Below are 16,863 nucleotides of genomic sequence, written 5' to 3'. Positions count from 1 at the left end.
GGGGGGTGGAGCGCGCCCGCGTGCCACCCCGACGGCCCGGACTATGCCACAGACCGCCGGAAATGGAATGCGCAGCTTTCCCGTAAAGTTACGGGTTCCCGGCGGGTGTCAGGCCTTGCGCAGAAGGGCCAGCAGATCGCGCCTTATGGTCTCATTGCCGACGATGATGTCGCCCTTGGCGAGCATCTTGTCGGCATCGTCGAGGTCGCTCACATAGCCGCCCGCTTCGCGGACGATGACGATGCCCGCCGCCATGTCCCACGGGCTGAGACCACGCTCCCAGAAGCCATCGAAACGGCCGGCGGCGACCCAGGCAAGATCGAGCGCAGCCGCCCCGGTGCGGCGCAGACCGGAAACGCGCGGGGCAATCGCGGCATACTCACGGCCGAACTGGGCGAAATCGCCCCGGCCCATATGCGGCAGGCCGCAGGAGATCACCGATTCCGACAGGCTCCGGCGCGCCGCGACGCGGATGCGGCGCTCATTCATGAAAGCGCCGGCGCCCTTCTCGGCGATGAACATCTCGTCGGTGACGGGATTGTAGATGACGCCCGCCACCGGAACGCCGTCGCGGGCCAGCCCGACCGAGATGGCGAAGAGCGGGATGCCGTGCAGGAAATTGGTGGTGCCGTCGAGCGGGTCGATGATCCAGCGGTGGCTCTCGTCGGAGCCATCAATGTCGCCGCTCTCCTCGAGGATGAAGCCGAAATTCGGCCGGGCCTTGGAGAGCTCCTCCTGCAGGATGCGCTCGGCCTTGCGGTCGGCGTTGGAGACGAAATCCGCCGGGCCCTTGAGCGAAACCTGAAGGTTCTCCACCTCGCCGAAATCGCGCACGAGCGAGCGTCCGGCCTTGCGGACAGCCTGGATCATGACGGTCATGAGGGGCGAACGGATCATGGCGGGCTCTTTCGGGCTGGGCGGCGGGATGAACCCGCACCTCTGCCCGCGCCCGCGCGTGCCGTCAAGTCGCGCGCCGGGCGTGCCAGGGTCGCGCCACATGCGGGTGGCCGCTCCCGCTTATCCCATGCCGACGCCACCGGACGGGCTCGGCCCCAGTTCGCGGGCGAGCTGTTCCAGCCTTTCGGCGGCGGTAAGGATAGTGCCGGCGAGCTGCGCTTCGGCCTCACCGAGCCGGCGGGAGGCCGCCTCGCGCGCCACGCGCTCGGCCGCCGCGTCCTTCTCCACCTCGCGCAGGCGCCGGCGCGCCTCGCTCAACTCGTCCGCCAGCGTGATCGCCGCCATGACGCTGAGCCGCTGGTCGCCGATCTCGCCAAAGGCCTCGCGCAGCTGGTCGATGCGCTGGTCGACCTCGACGCCGAGGCGCGTGAGATGGTCCTCCTGGCCGTCGTCGCAGGCCATGCGGTAGGCGCGCCCGCCGATGGTGACGGTGACGTGGGCCATGGGAGACCTTTCAGCGCTGCTGCGCGGCCAGCACCGCGCGAATGGTTTCCATCGCGCTGCCGAGGCGGCGCGAGACCTCGTCATTGGCGCCTTCGAGCTGCACGGCACGGGCCTGCGCGCCGTCGAGCGCGTCGGCGAGGCGTGAGCGGTCGGCGCCGAGAATGTGGAGCTGCTGGGCCAACGCGGCCTCCTGGCGCTCGACTTCGAGCCGGCGCTGGATCGCCGCCTCCAGAGCATCGACGGCGCCGTCGAAGCGGCGCAGGGCGGCCTCGAGGGGCCCGGAAGGGGCAGCCGGCGGGTTCATCGACATCGGGGCTCCGCGCGCAGGTGTGAAGCCGAAGGGCTCCAGCCCGAATTCGCATGTGATTCCGGCACCATTGAGCCTGTGGGGCGGGAGGGCGTCAACCGCCGGCGGGCGCACCCGCTCCCGCGCGGCCTTTGACACGGGGCGGGGCGGTGCTATCACTCGCGCGCCCGATCCCGCATTGCGGCAGGCTCCGCCGGCACCTTGCGGCCGCCCGTGAGGCCCGTCCAATCGCCTCGCCCTTTAGAGACAACGCGTTCCCCTCGGAGACATAGGCCTCATGTCGAACCGCGAAAAGCACGACCGCATGGCAAACGCCATCCGGGCCCTTTCGATGGATGCCGTCCAAGCCGCCAATTCCGGCCATCCCGGCATGCCCATGGGCATGGCCGATGTCGCCACCGTCCTGTTCGGCAAGGTGCTGAAGTTCGATCCGACCGACCCGCACTGGGCGGATCGTGACCGCTTCATTCTCTCTGCCGGCCACGGCTCGATGCTTCTCTACTCGCTGCTGTATCTCACCGGCTACGAAGGGATGACGATCGACGACATCAAGAACTTCCGCCAGCTCGGCTCGCGCACGCCCGGTCACCCGGAATATGGCCACACGGTCGGCGTCGAGACGACCACCGGCCCGCTCGGCCAGGGCATCGCCACCTCGGTCGGCTTCGCGCTCGCCGAGCGCATGCTGGCGGCGCAGTTCGGCTCCGATCTCGTCGACCACTACACCTATGTGATCGCCGGCGATGGCTGCCTGATGGAAGGCATCTCGGAAGAAGCCATCGAGATCGCCGGCCGCCAGAAGCTGAACAAGCTGATCGTGCTGTGGGACGACAACCACATCACCATTGACGGCCCGACCTCGCTCTCCGTCGCGACCGACCAGCTCGCCCGCTTCGAGGCTTCGGGCTGGGAAGCCACCCGCGTCGACGGCCACGATCCGGACGCCATCTTCGCCGCCATCGAGCGCGCCAAGGCCAGCGACAAGCCCTCGCTGATCGCCTGCCGCACCACGATCGGCTTCGGCGCCCCGAACAAGCAGGGCACCAACGGCGTGCACGGCGCCCCGCTCGGCGCCGCCGAGATCGCCGCTACCCGCGAGGCGCTCGGCTGGAACTACGACCCCTTCGTTATCCCGAGCGACGTGCTCGACGCCTGGCGCCTTGCCGGCCTGCGCTCGCGTCAGGCGCACAAGGCGTGGAACGAGCGCCTAGGCGCGGCCGACCTGGAAAAGCGGGGCGAGTTCGAGCGCCGCATCCGTGGCGAGCTGCCCTCCAAGCTCGGCGAGGCGGTCTCCGGCGTGATCGCCAAGGCGCGGGCCGACGGCAGCGCGGTGGCGACCCGCAAGTCGTCCGAGATCACGCTCGAGGCGCTCACCGCGGCGCTGCCGGAAATGGTGGGCGGCTCGGCCGACCTCACCCATTCCAACAACACCAAGACCAAGGCCACCTCGGTCTATGTCGAGCCGCCGAAATATGACGGCCGCTATGTGAACTGGGGTATCCGCGAGCACGGCATGGCGGCGGCGATGAACGGCATCGCCCTGCATGGCGGCTTCATCCCCTATGGCGGCACCTTCCTGGTGTTCTCCGACTATTGCCGCCCCTCGATCCGTATGGCCGCGCTGATGGGCGTGCGCGTCGTCTATGTCTTCACGCATGATTCGATCGGCGTGGGCGAGGACGGCCCGACCCACCAGCCGGTCGAGCAGATCGCCGCGCTGCGCGCCATCCCGAACCTCCTCGTCTTCCGTCCCTGCGACACGGTGGAGACGGCCGAGGCGTGGAAGCTGGCGCTGGAGCACAAGACCGGCCCGACCGTGCTGGCGCTAACCCGCCAGAACCTGCCGCTGCTGCGCACCGATGCCGGCAATGAGCGCTGCCTCACCGCGCGCGGCGCCTATGAGCTGGTCGCGGCGTCCGACGACGCCAAGGTCTCGCTCTTCGCTTCCGGCTCGGAAGTCTCCATGGCGGTCGCCGCGCGCGAGCAGCTGGAAGCCCAGGGCATCCCGACCCGCGTGGTCTCGGTGCCCTCCTTCGAGCTGTTCCTCAACCAGCCGGAGGAGAGCCGCCGGCAGGTGGTCGGCAAGGCGCCGGTGAAGATCGCGATCGAGGCGGCCATCCGGCAGGGCTGGGACGCCATCGTCGGCTCCGACGCGGCCTTCGTCGGCATGCACGGCTTCGGCGCCTCGGGGCCGGCGCCGGAAGTCTACGCCCATTTCGGCATCACCGTGGAAGGCGTCGTCGCCACCGCGCTGAGCCGTCTGAAGGGCTGATCCGCTCGCCACGAGGCAAGCTATGCGGCTGGCGCATGAAAACTGCGCCAGCCCCGCGCTCAGGTGGCAGCGGCGAAATGCGCGGCTGGTGTCGTAACGGCGACCGCGCTAAGACCCTTGCGCGCGGTTGGTTCGACATGAAGAAGCTCACCTGGGGATAGACGCATGACGCTCAAGGTTGCCATCAACGGTTTCGGACGCATTGGCCGGAACGTTCTTCGCGCCATCATTGAATCCGGCCGCACGGACATCGAGGTGGTCGCCATCAACGATCTCGGCCCGGTCGAGACGAATGCCCACCTCTTCCGCTTCGACAGCGTCCACGGGAAGTTTCCCGGCACCGTGACCGTCGACGGCGACACTATCAATGTGGGCCGCGGCCCGATCAAGGTCACCGCCGTCCGCAACCCGGCGGAGCTGCCGCACACCGCACTCGGCGTGGACATCGCGCTTGAGTGCACCGGCATCTTCACCGCCCGCGACAAGGCCGCCGCCCATCTCCAGGCCGGCGCCAAGCGGGTCGTGGTCTCCGCCCCGTCCGACGGCGCCGACCTGACCGTCGTGTTCGGCGTGAACCACGACAAGCTGACCAAGGATCACCTGGTCATCTCCAACGCGTCCTGCACCACCAATTGCCTCGCGCCGGTGGCCAAGGTGCTGAACGACGCGGTCGGCATCGACCACGGCTTCATGACGACGATCCATTCCTACACGGGCGACCAGCCGACGCTGGACACCATGCACAAGGATCTCTACCGCGCCCGCGCCGCGGCGCTGTCGATGATCCCGACCACGACGGGCGCCGCCAAGGCGGTGGGCCTCGTGCTCCCCGAGCTCGCCGGCAAGCTGGACGGCACCTCGATCCGCGTGCCGACCCCGAACGTCTCGGTGGTCGACTTCAAGTTCGTCGCCAAGAAGACGGTGACGAAGGAAGAGATCAACGAGGCGATCAAGGCCGCCGCGACCTCCGGGCCGCTGAAGGGCGTGCTCGGCTTCACCGACCAGCCGAACGTCTCCTCGGACTTCAACCACGACCCGCATTCCTCGATCTTCCACCTCGACCAGACCAAGGTGCTGGAAGGCAATTTCGTCCGGGTGCTGTCCTGGTACGATAATGAATGGGGCTTCTCCAACCGCATGTCGGACACGGCGGTTGCCCTCGGCAAGCTGATCTGAGCCGCCCGGCCGGGCCCTCCCCAGGAGGCCCGGCCGCTTCGTTTCCAGATCAACCCAACCGAGGGAGAACCCCAATGAGCGAGGCATCCGCCTTCCGTACGCTCGACGACGCCGACGTCGCGGGCAAGCGCGTGCTCGTGCGCGTGGACCTCAACGTGCCGGTCGATGCCGGCAAGGTCACCGACGACACCCGCATCCAGGCCGTGCTGCCGACCATCCGCGAGATCGCGGACAAGGGCGGCAAGGTCATCCTGCTGGCCCATTTCGGCCGCCCCAAGGGCGAGGATCCGGCACTGACGCTGGCGCCCATCGCCGGCGAGGTCGCCTCCCGTCTCGGCAAGCCCGTCGCCTTCGCCCCGGCCACCATCGGCCCGGTCGCCGAGGCCGCCGTCGCCGCGCTCAAGCCGGGCGAGGTCCTGCTGCTGGAGAACACCCGCTTCGACAAGCGGGAAGAGAAGAACGACCCAGACTTCGTCGCCGCGCTCGCCGCGCTGGGCGATCTCTATGTCAACGATGCCTTCGCCACCGCCCACCGCGCCCACGCCTCCACCGAGGGCCTCGCCCACACGCTGCCGGCCTTTGCCGGACGCTGCATGCAGGTGGAGATCGAGGCGCTGGCCAAGGCGCTGGAAGCCCCCGAGCGCCCGGTCATGGCGGTCGTCGGCGGCGCCAAGGTGTCCTCCAAGCTCGAACTGCTCGGCAACCTCGTCGCCAAGGTCGACATGCTCGTCATCGGTGGCGGCATGGCCAACACCTTCCTTGCCGCCCAGGGCAAGGATGTCGGCAAATCGCTCTGCGAGCATGACCTTGCCGCCACGGCGCTGGACATCCTCGACAAGGCCAAGGCGGCCGGCTGCGAGGTGATCCTGCCGGTAGACGCGCTGGCGGCCACCGAGTTCAAGGCGCATGCGGCCCATCGTGTCGCCTCGGTCGACGACATCAAGGCCGACGAGATGATGCTCGACGCCGGCCCGGCCTCCGCCGCGAACGTCGTCGTCAAGCTCAAGGCGGCCAAGACCGTCGTGTGGAACGGCCCCTTCGGCGCCTTCGAGCTGCCGCCCTTCGACACCGCGACGGTCGCGGTGGCGCAGGCGGCGGCCGATCTGACGGATGCGGGCGAGCTGCTCTCGGTCGCCGGCGGCGGCGACACCGTTGCGGCCCTGAACCATGCCGGGGTGGCGCAGCGTTTCACCTATGTGTCCACCGCGGGCGGCGCCTTCCTCGAATGGCTCGAGGGCAAGGCGCTGCCGGGTGTCGAGGCGCTACGGCGCTAAAGCCTTCATCCGGCCCGTCGAGAAGCTCGGGATACCGAGACAGGAACGGGCCGGGTGCTATAACTCGGATCGACCCGGATTTTCCCGATGAGGGCCGGGTTCATCTGTTTCGCGCGGGAGAGAGAGATGACGGCTAGCCTCGAAGAGGTCGCGTACAAACTGGCAGCAGGTGGCAAGGGGATCCTCGCCGCCGACGAAAGCTCGAGCACCATCAAGAAGCGTTTCGACGCGATCGGGGTCGAATCGACCTTTGAGAACCGTCGCGACTATCGCGAGATGCTGTTCCGCTCCGACGAGGCGATGACGAAGTACATTTCCGGCGTCATCCTGTTCGACGAGACGATCCGCCAGAAGGCGGCGGACGGCACGCCGCTGACCGAACTGATCGCGAAGGCCGGCTCCATCCCCGGCATCAAGGTCGATGCCGGCGCGCGGCCCCAGCCCGGTTGCCCCGGCGAGACCATCACCGAGGGTCTCGACGGCCTCGGCGAGCGCTTCAAGGAATATTACGACCTCGGCGCGCGCTTCGCGAAGTGGCGCGCGGTGATCGATATCGGGCCGCACATCCCGAGCTACACCTCGATCCTCGCCAATGCCCAGGCCCTCGCCCGCTATGCGGCGCTGGCCCAGGCCGCCGGCATCGTGCCGATCGTCGAGCCGGAAGTCCTGATGGACGGCGACCACGACATCGACCGCTGCTACGAGGTCACCGAGTGGGTGCTGAAGGAGGTCTTCCAGCAGCTCTTCTACGGCCGCGTGAAGCTCGAAGGCACCGTGCTGAAGCCGAACATGGTCATCGCCGGCAAGAAGTCGGGCAAGCAGGCCTCGGTCGAGGAAGTGGCGGAAAAGACCGTGCGCTGCCTCAAGAACTGCGTGCCGACCGCCATTCCGAGCGTCGCCTTCCTGTCGGGCGGCCAGTCGGACGAGGAAGCCACCGCCCATCTCGACGCGATGATCCGTGGCGGCGGGCTGCCGTGGAACCTCACCTTCTCCTATGGCCGCGCCCTGCAGGCCGCGCCGCAGAAGGCGTGGTCGGGCAAGCCCGAGAACATCGCCGCCGGCCAGGCCGCTTTCACCCACCGCGCGAAGATGAACTACCTCGCCGCGCTCGGTCAGTGGACGCCGGAGATCGAGCAGAAGAAAGCGGCCTGAGCCGTTTCTCCAGCATTGGCGCTGCGACGAAGAATGCCGCCCCCAGGGGCGGCATTTTTATTTGCCGGCTCTTATAATTGCTTGGAAACACTCGACGTCACTTGACTTTCCGCAACGAAAGCGGGGCCAAAGCACTGTTCACTCGCCTTCCACGGGAGGAAGCAGCGTGCGACACGATCCTAGAACCGATCCCACACGATTTGAGTTCGATGTCGGCCAGCTTTCCGGCCGTAGTCCCGCAGCGAAGCGCCAGGATTCGGTCAAACTCGACATCTGTCATGTCGGCTTTTCATTCGGCCACAAGCCGGCTTTGACGGATGTTTCCCTACCCATTCACGCCAATCGCATCACCGCGCTGATCGGTCCGTCCGGCTGTGGCAAGTCCACCTTGCTGCGCGTGCTGAACCGTATGGCCGACCTCTATGAGGAGCAGCATGTGACGGGATCGGTCCTGCTCGATGGAACCGATATCCTCGCACCGGGCACGGACGTGCTCACCCTGCGTCGGCGCGTCGGCATGGTCACGCAGAAGCCAGCGCCCTTCCCGATGTCGATCTACGACAATGTCGCCATCGGCCTGCGCCTCAACGAGGAACTCTCCGCCACCGACCTCGATGTGCGGGTGGAGGACGCGTTGCGCCGCGCCGCACTGTGGGACGAGGTCCATCATCTTCTCGACCATGATGCGCTCAGCCTGTCGGGTGGGCAGCAGCAGCGCCTCTGCCTCGCGCGCACCATGGCGGTGCGGCCCGAGGTCATTCTTCTCGACGAGCCCTGTTCAGCACTCGATCCCATTTCAACCGCCAAGATCGAAACCACCATCGAGACGCTGAAAGCCGACAGCACCATCGTGATCGTCACGCACAATCTGCAGCAGGCCGCCCGCCTGTCGGACTACACGGCATTTCTGTATCTTGGCGAGCTGATCGAATTCGGCACGACCGAGCAGATCTTCGCGGCGCCGCGCGACGAACGCACCGCCCGCTATGTGACGGGCCGCATGGGCTGAGGCGACGGAGCCAAAAAAATCCCCGGCCAAAGCCGGGGATTTCCACATCAGGTGAGGTTCAACGGCGGAAGCCACCGCCAAAGCCGCCCATGCCACCCCGGAATCCACCGCCGAAGTCCCCGCCGCCACGGAAGCCGCCGTAATCGCCGCCGCCAAAGGAGCGGCCGTAATCGGCACCGGCATTCTGGAAGCCACCGGCGCGGGCGATGCTGTCCACCCGGTCATTGCCGAACTGCTGGAAGCTGCGCTGCTGGTTCAGCCGGTCGATCTGCGACGCGTCGCTGTCCGACTGCCAGCCATTGGCGGTGTGGTTCTGCCAGCCGCTCGCCGGGTCGTACTGATGGATGCTGCCATCATGGTCGGTATAGACGTTGCCGTTGTTCCAGGCGACCGCATTGCCGGTCTTGGTGTTGCCAACGATGCCGCGGCTGTCGGCGCTGACCTGCCCGTTATTGACCGCCACACCGCTCTCCGAGGCATGGCCGAAGCCAGTGGTCGGGTTATAGGCGGCGGACTGCCGACCGGCGGCGAAATTGCCGCTGTCGACATTGCCGACCACGCCCGCCCGCGCCGCGCCCTCCGCACCCGTATTGGGGTTGAAGAACGAGCCCTCGCGCCCGGCCGCATAGTTTCCGGTCCACGGGTTGAAGGCGGCGCCCGAGCGGCCCTGGAAGGCGGTGCCATTGGCCGTCACGCCGTTCACCGCGTTGGCGACGCCCTGCGTCCCGGTCCACGGGTTATAGCCATAGGCATGGGTGATGGTGGCGTTGGCGCCCCACTGGCCATAGATGTTGGTCTGGTTGACGTTCACACCCGCCCAGGGCCCACCCCACGGACCGGGGCCCCAATAGGGCCCCCAGGCCGGGCCCCACGCACCCCACGGATAGCCCGCCGCGAAGCCGAAGGCGAAGCCGGTCGTCCAGGCGAATGCGGCATTGTAGCCATAGGTCGCCGGGCAGCCATACCAGAAGCTGCCGACATAGCCGATGCAGTCATAGCCGGTGCCATAGACCACCGTGTTGTCGGGCGAGAGCACCACGCCGAGATAGCCCGGCGTGTAGCCGACCGTCACCACATCGGGGGTCGCGGCATAGACCTTCACATAGGTCACATAATGCAGCGGCGACGAGGGCGGGATGGTGTAGATCGCCGCCGGTACCGTCGCGGTCACGAACCACGGGCCCTCCGGCGCACCCGCGACGAACCAGGCCGCCTTGAACAGCGCATAATAGCGCGTCGGGTCGACCATGATGACCGGGGTGCGGGTGTTCTCCGCATAGGACAGCCGCGTGCCCTTGATCGGCACGAAGCGCGGTGCCCCGCCGTCATACTGCACGGTGAGCTGGGTGTTGCGCGCGATGGTCGCGGTCTGCGGGATGGTGGCGGCGATGGCCGCTTCCTTCGCCTGCGGCGTGCCGGGCACGGCGACCAGCGCGTTCGCCGCCGGGTCGGTCGGGGCGATCTTCTTGAAGTCCGCCGGCAGGCTGGCGCCGGGCACGAAACTCCACGGGCCGTTCAGCCCGGCGGCGCGGAACCAGCGGCCGGAGATCAGGATGTAATACTGGTTGCTCGTCGGATCGAGAATGATGGCGTGGTCGGCATTGCCGACGCGCAGCAGCGCCGTGCCGTTCACCGGCACCATCTGCGGGGCGCCGTCGGTGATGACGAGCTCGGCCGGCTGGGTGGAGACGACGATGGCCGGCGGCACCTTCGGCGGCTGGCCGCTGGCCGGCAGCAGCGACTGGGCGGCCTCGGCATAATTCGCCATGCTACCCGCTGCCTGGACCGACGCGTCGGGACGGGTGTCGAGCGCCCACGGCCCGGTAATGGCCTTGGCCGCGTACCAGGCGCCGGCCGCCTGCAGGTGATAGCCGCCGTTGGCGTCGACAAGGATCAGCGGATGGGTGTTGATCACCCGCTGGAAGCCGGCCGCGCCATCAACGGGGCGCAGGACCGGATCGCCGGCCACCAGCACGAGAATGGTCGGCTTGTCGGCGAACAGCACGCGCGGCGGCGTGTTCTCGACCGGCTGCGTCATGTCCTTGGTGATCTCCTTGGACGCGGCGTAGCTGGTGAGAAGATGGTCGAGCGCGACCGTCATGCCTTCGGGCGGCAGGTGCGACTGCAGCGCGCTCATCAGCGTCACGTCCTGCGACGGGTCGGTCGGGACGTCCACCTTGGTGACGGCGATGTTGTTGAGCTGGGCAAGGCGCGCCGGCTTGTCGATCGTCACATGCGCGGTGAAATGAGCGATGCCATAGGTCGGCGTGCCGGTCTTCGGCCCGATGGCGACGGCGGCGCGGCCGGTGAGCGTATTGCCGTCAAACTGCTCGACCAGAGGCTGATAGAGCTGAATCATCTGGTCGCCGAGATCGAAGCTGCGCGGCCAGGCCAGCGTCGCGGGCACAGCGGAATCTTGCGCGGCAGCGGCCGGCGGCGCGGTGGGCTGGCCCGCCGGCTGCTGGGCAAGGGCCGGCACGACGCCGAGTGTGCTTGCGGCGAGCAGAAGGGCGATGCGGGCGTGGCGGATGGGCATGTTTCCCCCATTTTTGCTGGGTACGGCCGAAGCGATCCGGCGGAGCGCACCGGAAGTCTGTACCACCGCAGATGTGACCGGGTGAAGCAGCCCGGCGCGCACAGACGCGCGAGCTGCCGGCACGGCGAAGAATGGGTTAAGCCGGAAGCGCGCACATCGGCGTTTTTTCGCATGGGGGGCGCTTTCGAGGCGCTTTTCGTCGCCACCGCGATTCCGTTGCGGCGCGAAGGGCTCTAGACAGGCGACGGCTGCCGCGCTTTCGCCGCCATCCTGCAACATGGCTGATCTCATGGTCCGACCTGTCCAAGAACCTGCCCGTACCCTTCCCCGCCTTTATGTGCTCGTCGCCGCGCCCGGTGACGCCGCCGGAGGGGAAGCCGCCGCCACGGCCCTGCGCTCCGCCGGCGAGACGCTGGACATCGCCGCCGTGCTGCTGCGCCCCGAGGCCGGCGCGGATGACAAGCCGTCCAACCGGCTGCGCCCGCTGGTCGCCGCCAGCCACGCCATCGGCGCGGCCTGCCTGATCGAGGCGAACGCGGCGCTCGCCCTCGCGCTCGAGGCCGATGGCGCCCATCTCGACGGCCCGGTTGCGCTCAAGGGCGCGCTCGCCGCCCTGCGCCCGAACGGCATCGCCGGCGCCGGCGGCCTGCGCACCAAGCACGACGCCATGACGGCGGCCGAAGCCGGCGCGGATTACGTGATGTTCGGCGAGCCTGACGCGCAGGGACGCCGCCCGCCTTTCGAGACGACGCTCGAGCGCACCGATTGGTGGGTGCAGCTCTTCGAGCCGCCCTGCGTCGCCTATGCCGGTTCGCTGGACGAGGTGCAGGCGCTCGCCATCGCCGGCGCCGACTTCATCGCCATCGAGCACACGCTGCTGGCTGAGCGCGCCGCGCTCGCCGAGGCACTGGCTGGAGCGTCCGCCTGATGCGCTGGCCCGCCCGCCTGCTGAGGCCTGCGCTGCACGGCGTCGCGCTGGCGACCCTGCTGGTAGCGCCGCTTGCCGCGTGGGCGCAGGACGGGTCGCCCGCCTCGGACGGCCCGATCAGCCTGCCGGTGATCAATCCCGCGCCGAGCGATGCCCCGCCGGGCGTCGACGCGGTGCCGCCGGGCAGCAAGACACCCGCCAAGGCCGCGCCCGCGATCAAGCTGGCCAAGCCGAAGGCGACCCAGCCGAAGACACCGCCCAAGCCCGATCCCGCCTATGCCGCCTTCCAGCGCGGGCGCTACCGCACCGCGCTCGACCTCGCCGTCCAGCGCGCCACCAAGCAGGGCGACACGGCGGCCATGGTGCTGGCCGGTGAAATTCTCTCGCAAGGCTATGGCGTGCCGCAGGACAAGGAAGCCGCGCAGAAATGGTTCGAGGCGGCGGCCGCCAAGGGCAATGCGGACGCGCTGTTCACCCTCGGCTCGATGAAGCTCATTTCTGGTGCGCCGGACCAGAAGGATGACGGCGTCGCCCTGCTGCGTCAGGCGGCGGCCAAGGGCAATGCGGCGGCGGCCTATAATCTCGGCCTGATCTACCTTCAGGGCGCGGTCGCCCCGCGCGAGCCGGCGGAAGCCGCCGAATGGTTCAAGCGCGCCGCCGAGGCCGACCAGCCGGACGCCGTCTACGCCCTCGCCACGCTCTATCGCGATGGCAATGGCGTGCCGAAGGATCCGCGCGAGACCGCGCGCCTGCTCAGCCGGGGCGACGATCTCGGCAGCACTGTCGCCACCACCGAACTCGCCATCATGCTGTTCAACGGCACCGGGGTGCAGAAGGACGAGGCCCGCGCGGCCGAGCTTTTCCGCAAGGCCGCGCTCGCTGGCAACCCGATCGCGCAGAACCGCTATGCGCGCATCCTCTCCGCCGGGCGCGGCGTGCCGCAGGACAAGATCGCGGCGGCGGCCTGGCACCTCACCGCCAAGGCGCAGAAGCTCGATGATCCCATGCTCGACAAGCTGGTGGAGAACCTGACGCCACAGGAGCGGGCCGAGGTCGATGCGCGGCTGAAGGCCTGGCAGGCGACCGGCACACAGCCCACGGGCATGGCGGGCTCATCGGTGCCTGCCGGTCTCACGCCGGCCCCCCCGGCGGCGGGGTCTCCCGCGCCGTGAGCCCCGCCCGCCTTTCCCGTGAGTCCATCGACGCGCCCGCGCCTTTGCCGCAAATGCTTCATGATTTACGCAGATGGTCGCCCGCCCGGTCCTCCCGCACGGACGAGCCTGCGCGCGCCTTCCGCCGATCGGCCGGAGTGTGCGCGCCCGCATGCCTTGCCCCCGCCGCCCGGCGCCGCTACTCATCGTGGCGCGTCGCCGCGAGGGAGCCGGCGGCGGGCGGACTCCCGTGCGGACTTCGCCGCGGTCTTCGATATGGCTGACGCCACAAGCAGGGGTACCCGTTTGGCCTTCCACCGTCGGTTCCCGCAGCCCCTGCCCGCCCTTGCGCGGGTGCTCGGGCCGCTGGCATTCGCCCTTGTCGCGCTCGTTCTGGCGAGCGCGCTCCCGAGCTCGGGCGCGATGGCGCTCGAGGCGGTGGCGATCCGTCTCGACGCGCTGGTGGTCGACCTCGCGCCCGCCGTCGAGCGCCACAATAGCGACACCGACCGCATCCAGGTCTCAACCGTCCCCGGCTCGGACGGCATCGTCCGCCGTATCGAGGTGCGCTCCGTGGCGCCGGGGCCGGATGGCAGCAAATGGGCGGTGTTCGCGCTGGCCAACAACACCGACGAGCAGGTCGACCGCCTCATCGTCGCGCCGCATTACCGGATGGTCGGCTCAGGCGTTTTCTGGCCTGATCTGGGCAATCGCCGCATCCTGAACGTCACCGCGAGCCAGGGCTTCCGGCCTGAGCGCCAAAACGCGCCGGATGCGGATGTCTACCTCATCACGCTCGACCCCGGCACGACGGTCACGCTGGTGGCCGAGCTCGCCGATTCCGGCCTTCCGCAGCTCTATCTGTGGGAGCCCGAGGCTTATAAGGACAAGGTCAACTCCTTCACCCTCTATAATGGCATCGTCATCGGCATTGCCGGCCTGCTGGCGCTGTTCCTCACCATCCTGTTCGTGGTGAAGGGCAGCGCGATGTTCCCGGCCGCCGCCGCGCTGGCCTGGGCGGTGCTGGGTTATATCGGCCTCGATTTCGGCTTCTGGTCGAAAGTGTTCGGCATCTCGCCGCTGGCGCAGCAATTCTGGCGCGCGGCGGGCGAGGCGATGCTGGCGGCGACGCTGGTCGTGTTCCTCTTCGCCTATCTCAACCTCAACCGCTGGCATGTGCGCTACGCCCACATCACCGCCGGCTGGCTCGTGTTCCTGGCCGCTCTTGTCGGCCTTGCTTTGCTCGATCCCTCCGCCGCCGCCGGCATCGCCCGGCCCTCGCTGCTGGTCGTGTCCTTCATGGGCTTCGCGGTGGTGCTGTGGCTGGCGCTGCACCGCTATGACCGCGCGGTGCTGATCATCCCCACCCTGTTCCTGCTGGTGGTCTGGGTGCTTACCGCCGGCATGGCGGTGTCCGGCCATATCGGCAATGACCTCGTGGCCCCGGCCCTGCTGGGCGGGCTCGTCCTCATCGTCATGCTGATCGGCTTCACGGTCATGCAGCACGCCTTCGCCGGCATCGGCTCGGTCGCCGGCAGCGCGCAGGAACTCGAGCGCCGGGCGCTCGCCGTCGCCGGCTCCGGCGATATCGTGTGGGATTGGGACGTCGACACAGACCGCATCCATGTCAGCCCGGAAGCCGAGCACATGCTCGGCCTCAAGCATGGCGCGCTGGAGACCGAAGCCGCGGGCTGGCTCGACATCATCCACCCCGCCGACCGCGATCGCTTTCGCGCCACGCTGGACGGCCTGCTCGACCAGCGGCGCGGGCGTATCGACCAGGATTTCCGCCTGCGGGCGCAGGACGGCCATTACATGTGGTTCAACCTGCGCGCCCGCCCGGTGGTGGGCACGGATGGCGAGGTGGTGCGCTGCATCGGCACGCTCTCCGACGTCACAGACAGCCGCACCGCCGAGGAGCGGATGCTGCACGACGCGGTGCATGACAACCTGACCGGCCTGCCCAACCGCGAGCTGTTCCTCGATCGCCTCGCCTCCGCCAACGGCTTCGTGCGCGCCGACGACACGCTGAAGCCGACGATCATGCTGATCGACCTCGACCGCTTCAAGCAGGTCAATGCCAGCCTCGGCATGCCGGCGGGCGACTCGATCCTGCTCACCGTCGCGCGCCGGCTGATGCGCCTCACCAAGCAGCAGGACACGCTGGCACGGCTCGGCAGCGACCATTTCGCGCTGATCCTGCTCTCGGAGAAAGACCCCGAACGCATCACCGCCTTCGCCGACACGCTGCGCCGCACGCTGCGCGCGCCCATCACCTTCGGCGACCGCGAGATCTTCATCACCGCCTCCATCGGCCTGCTGCTGGCTGACGGGCAGAAGCGCGCCCCCAACGAGATGCTGAAGGACGCGGAACTGGCGATGTATTTCGCCAAGCGCGTCGGCGGCGACCGCATCGAGGTGTTCCGCCCGAGCATGCGCACGCACAAGCTCGACCGGCTGACCATGGAAGCCGATCTGCGCCAGGCGCTGGAGCGCGGCGAGATCAACATCGTCTATCAACCGGTGGTCGACCTCGCCACGCGCGCCATCGCCGGCTTCGAGGCGATGGCGCGCTGGCTGCACCCGACCCTCGGCACGCTCGGCCCGGACGATTTCTTCTCGATCGCCGAAGATACCGGCCTCATCGTCGACATCGATCTGTTCCTGCTCGACAGCGCCGCCCGCCAGCTTGGCGGCTGGCAGCGCGGCATGCGCGGCGAGCCGATCTTCGTCTCGGTCAACATCTCCTCGCGGCAGATGCTGCGGCACGACCTGTTGCAGGACATCAAGGCGATCCTCGCCCGCAACGTCGTCGCGCCCGGCACGCTGAAGCTGGAACTGGCCGAATCTCTGGTGATGGAGAACCCGGAATATGCCGCGCAGATCCTGATGCGGATGCGCGAACTCGGCGCCGGCCTGTCGCTCGACGATTTCGGCACCGGCTACTCGTCGCTGGCCTATCTCCAGCGCTTCCCCTTCGACACGATCAATGTCGACCGCACCTTCATGAAGGCGCTGGGGCGCAACGGCAACAAGGCGCAGCGGCCGGTGATCCTGCGCACCATCATCAACATGGCGCATGATCTCGGCATGGACATTGTCGCCGAGGGCATCGAGAGCGAACAGGCCGCCGCCGCGCTCGCCAAGCTCGGCTGCCGCTATGGCCAGGGCAAGCTGTTCGGCGAACCGCTGACCGCCGACGAAGCCCGCAAGCGCCTGCAGCCGGATGCTGCCCCTGCCTCGCTCGGCGGCCGGCTGCTGGCGCGCGGCAAGGGCAAGGACGCCGCCAAGGACGGCGACACGACGGTGGGCCAGCCGGCCCCGGCCCCGGTGCGGGCGGCTCCGGCCGGCGCCGCCGCGCCCCGTCCCGCGCGCCCAGCGCCCCCGCCGAACGGCACGCCGCGCCCCGCCGCCAATGGCGCCCCGGCCCGGCCGGCGCCCGCCACGCCGCCGACCGTCGCCGTGCCGCGCGCGGCACAAGGCAATGGGGCGCCGGGCGAGGCTGGACGCACGCCAGCTGCACCCGCCGGCGCGGCGCAGGAGGGCCCGCCGAGCGTGCCCGCCGCGGCAAAGGCCGCACCCTCAAACTGAGGCGACTGAATCCGAGGACACGTCGCCTGCGCCCATGTGTTTTCGGCAATCCTATCGGGGCGACGT

The 16,863-nt window shown here is 68.7% G+C and carries 12 protein-coding genes; 8 read left to right on the top strand and 4 right to left on the bottom strand.

Features of this window, described 5'->3' with window-relative positions; genetic code table 11:
• Positions 1–108 precede the first annotated feature (108 nt).
• The 3 genes from OU996_RS07745 to OU996_RS07735 form a co-directional block, all read right to left on the bottom strand.
• A complete protein-coding gene (locus tag OU996_RS07745) occupies positions 109–897 on the bottom strand; it encodes an inositol monophosphatase family protein (RefSeq protein ID WP_267585028.1) in 789 nt (262 codons plus the stop codon).
• Between the two features lie 120 nt (positions 898–1,017).
• Positions 1,018–1,401: a cell division protein ZapA gene (locus tag OU996_RS07740; RefSeq protein WP_267585027.1), complete on the bottom strand. Its 384-nt coding sequence runs from the start codon at positions 1,399–1,401 to the stop codon at positions 1,018–1,020.
• Positions 1,402–1,411: 10 nt separating this feature from the next.
• A complete protein-coding gene (locus OU996_RS07735) occupies positions 1,412–1,705 on the bottom strand; it encodes a DUF4164 domain-containing protein (RefSeq protein WP_267585643.1) in 294 nt (97 codons plus the stop codon).
• 280 nt (positions 1,706–1,985) lie between these two features.
• Here OU996_RS07735 and tkt point away from each other — a divergent pair, with 280 nt between their 5' ends.
• The 5 genes from tkt (at position 1,986) to pstB (ending at position 8,591) form a co-directional block, all read left to right on the top strand.
• Positions 1,986–3,980 carry a transketolase gene (gene tkt, locus OU996_RS07730; RefSeq protein ID WP_267585026.1) on the top strand — a complete coding sequence of 665 codons (1,995 nt, stop codon included), beginning with the start codon at positions 1,986–1,988 and terminating at the stop codon, positions 3,978–3,980.
• 165 nt (positions 3,981–4,145) lie between these two features.
• A complete protein-coding gene (gap, locus tag OU996_RS07725) occupies positions 4,146–5,156 on the top strand; it encodes a type I glyceraldehyde-3-phosphate dehydrogenase (protein WP_267585025.1) in 1,011 nt (336 codons plus the stop codon).
• Positions 5,157–5,230: 74 nt separating this feature from the next.
• Positions 5,231–6,430 (top strand): phosphoglycerate kinase, encoded by a 1,200-nt coding sequence (locus OU996_RS07720; protein WP_267585024.1) that lies wholly within the window; start codon positions 5,231–5,233, stop codon positions 6,428–6,430.
• 126 nt (positions 6,431–6,556) lie between these two features.
• Positions 6,557–7,582, top strand: coding sequence for a class I fructose-bisphosphate aldolase (locus OU996_RS07715; protein WP_267585023.1), 1,026 nt, complete (start codon positions 6,557–6,559; stop codon positions 7,580–7,582).
• Positions 7,583–7,853: 271 nt separating this feature from the next.
• Complete coding sequence (pstB, locus tag OU996_RS07710) at positions 7,854–8,591, top strand: phosphate ABC transporter ATP-binding protein PstB (protein ID WP_267585642.1); 738 nt, start codon at positions 7,854–7,856, stop codon at positions 8,589–8,591.
• 58 nt (positions 8,592–8,649) lie between these two features.
• Here pstB and OU996_RS07705 read toward each other — a convergent pair whose 3' ends face one another.
• Positions 8,650–11,127 (bottom strand): carbohydrate-binding family V/XII, encoded by a 2,478-nt coding sequence (locus OU996_RS07705; protein WP_267585022.1) that lies wholly within the window; start codon positions 11,125–11,127, stop codon positions 8,650–8,652.
• 289 nt (positions 11,128–11,416) lie between these two features.
• Here OU996_RS07705 and OU996_RS07700 point away from each other — a divergent pair, with 289 nt between their 5' ends.
• From OU996_RS07700 to OU996_RS07690, 3 genes are all read left to right on the top strand, one after another.
• Entirely contained in the window at positions 11,417–12,055 is a 639-nt protein-coding gene (locus OU996_RS07700; RefSeq protein WP_267585021.1) for a thiamine phosphate synthase, read from the top strand.
• A complete protein-coding gene (locus OU996_RS07695) occupies positions 12,055–13,227 on the top strand; it encodes a sel1 repeat family protein (RefSeq protein ID WP_267585020.1) in 1,173 nt (390 codons plus the stop codon). Before OU996_RS07700 ends, OU996_RS07695 begins: the two co-directional genes overlap by 1 nt.
• A gap of 402 nt (positions 13,228–13,629) precedes the next feature.
• Entirely contained in the window at positions 13,630–16,797 is a 3,168-nt protein-coding gene (locus OU996_RS07690) for a putative bifunctional diguanylate cyclase/phosphodiesterase (RefSeq protein ID WP_267585641.1), read from the top strand.
• Positions 16,798–16,863 lie beyond the last annotated feature (66 nt).

It is taken from the genome of Ancylobacter sp. SL191 (assembly GCF_026625645.1).
GTDB lineage: Bacteria > Pseudomonadota > Alphaproteobacteria > Rhizobiales > Xanthobacteraceae > Ancylobacter.
The sequence above is the reverse complement of the archived record's forward strand: the minus strand, read 5'-3'. Positions and strand labels throughout refer to the sequence as shown.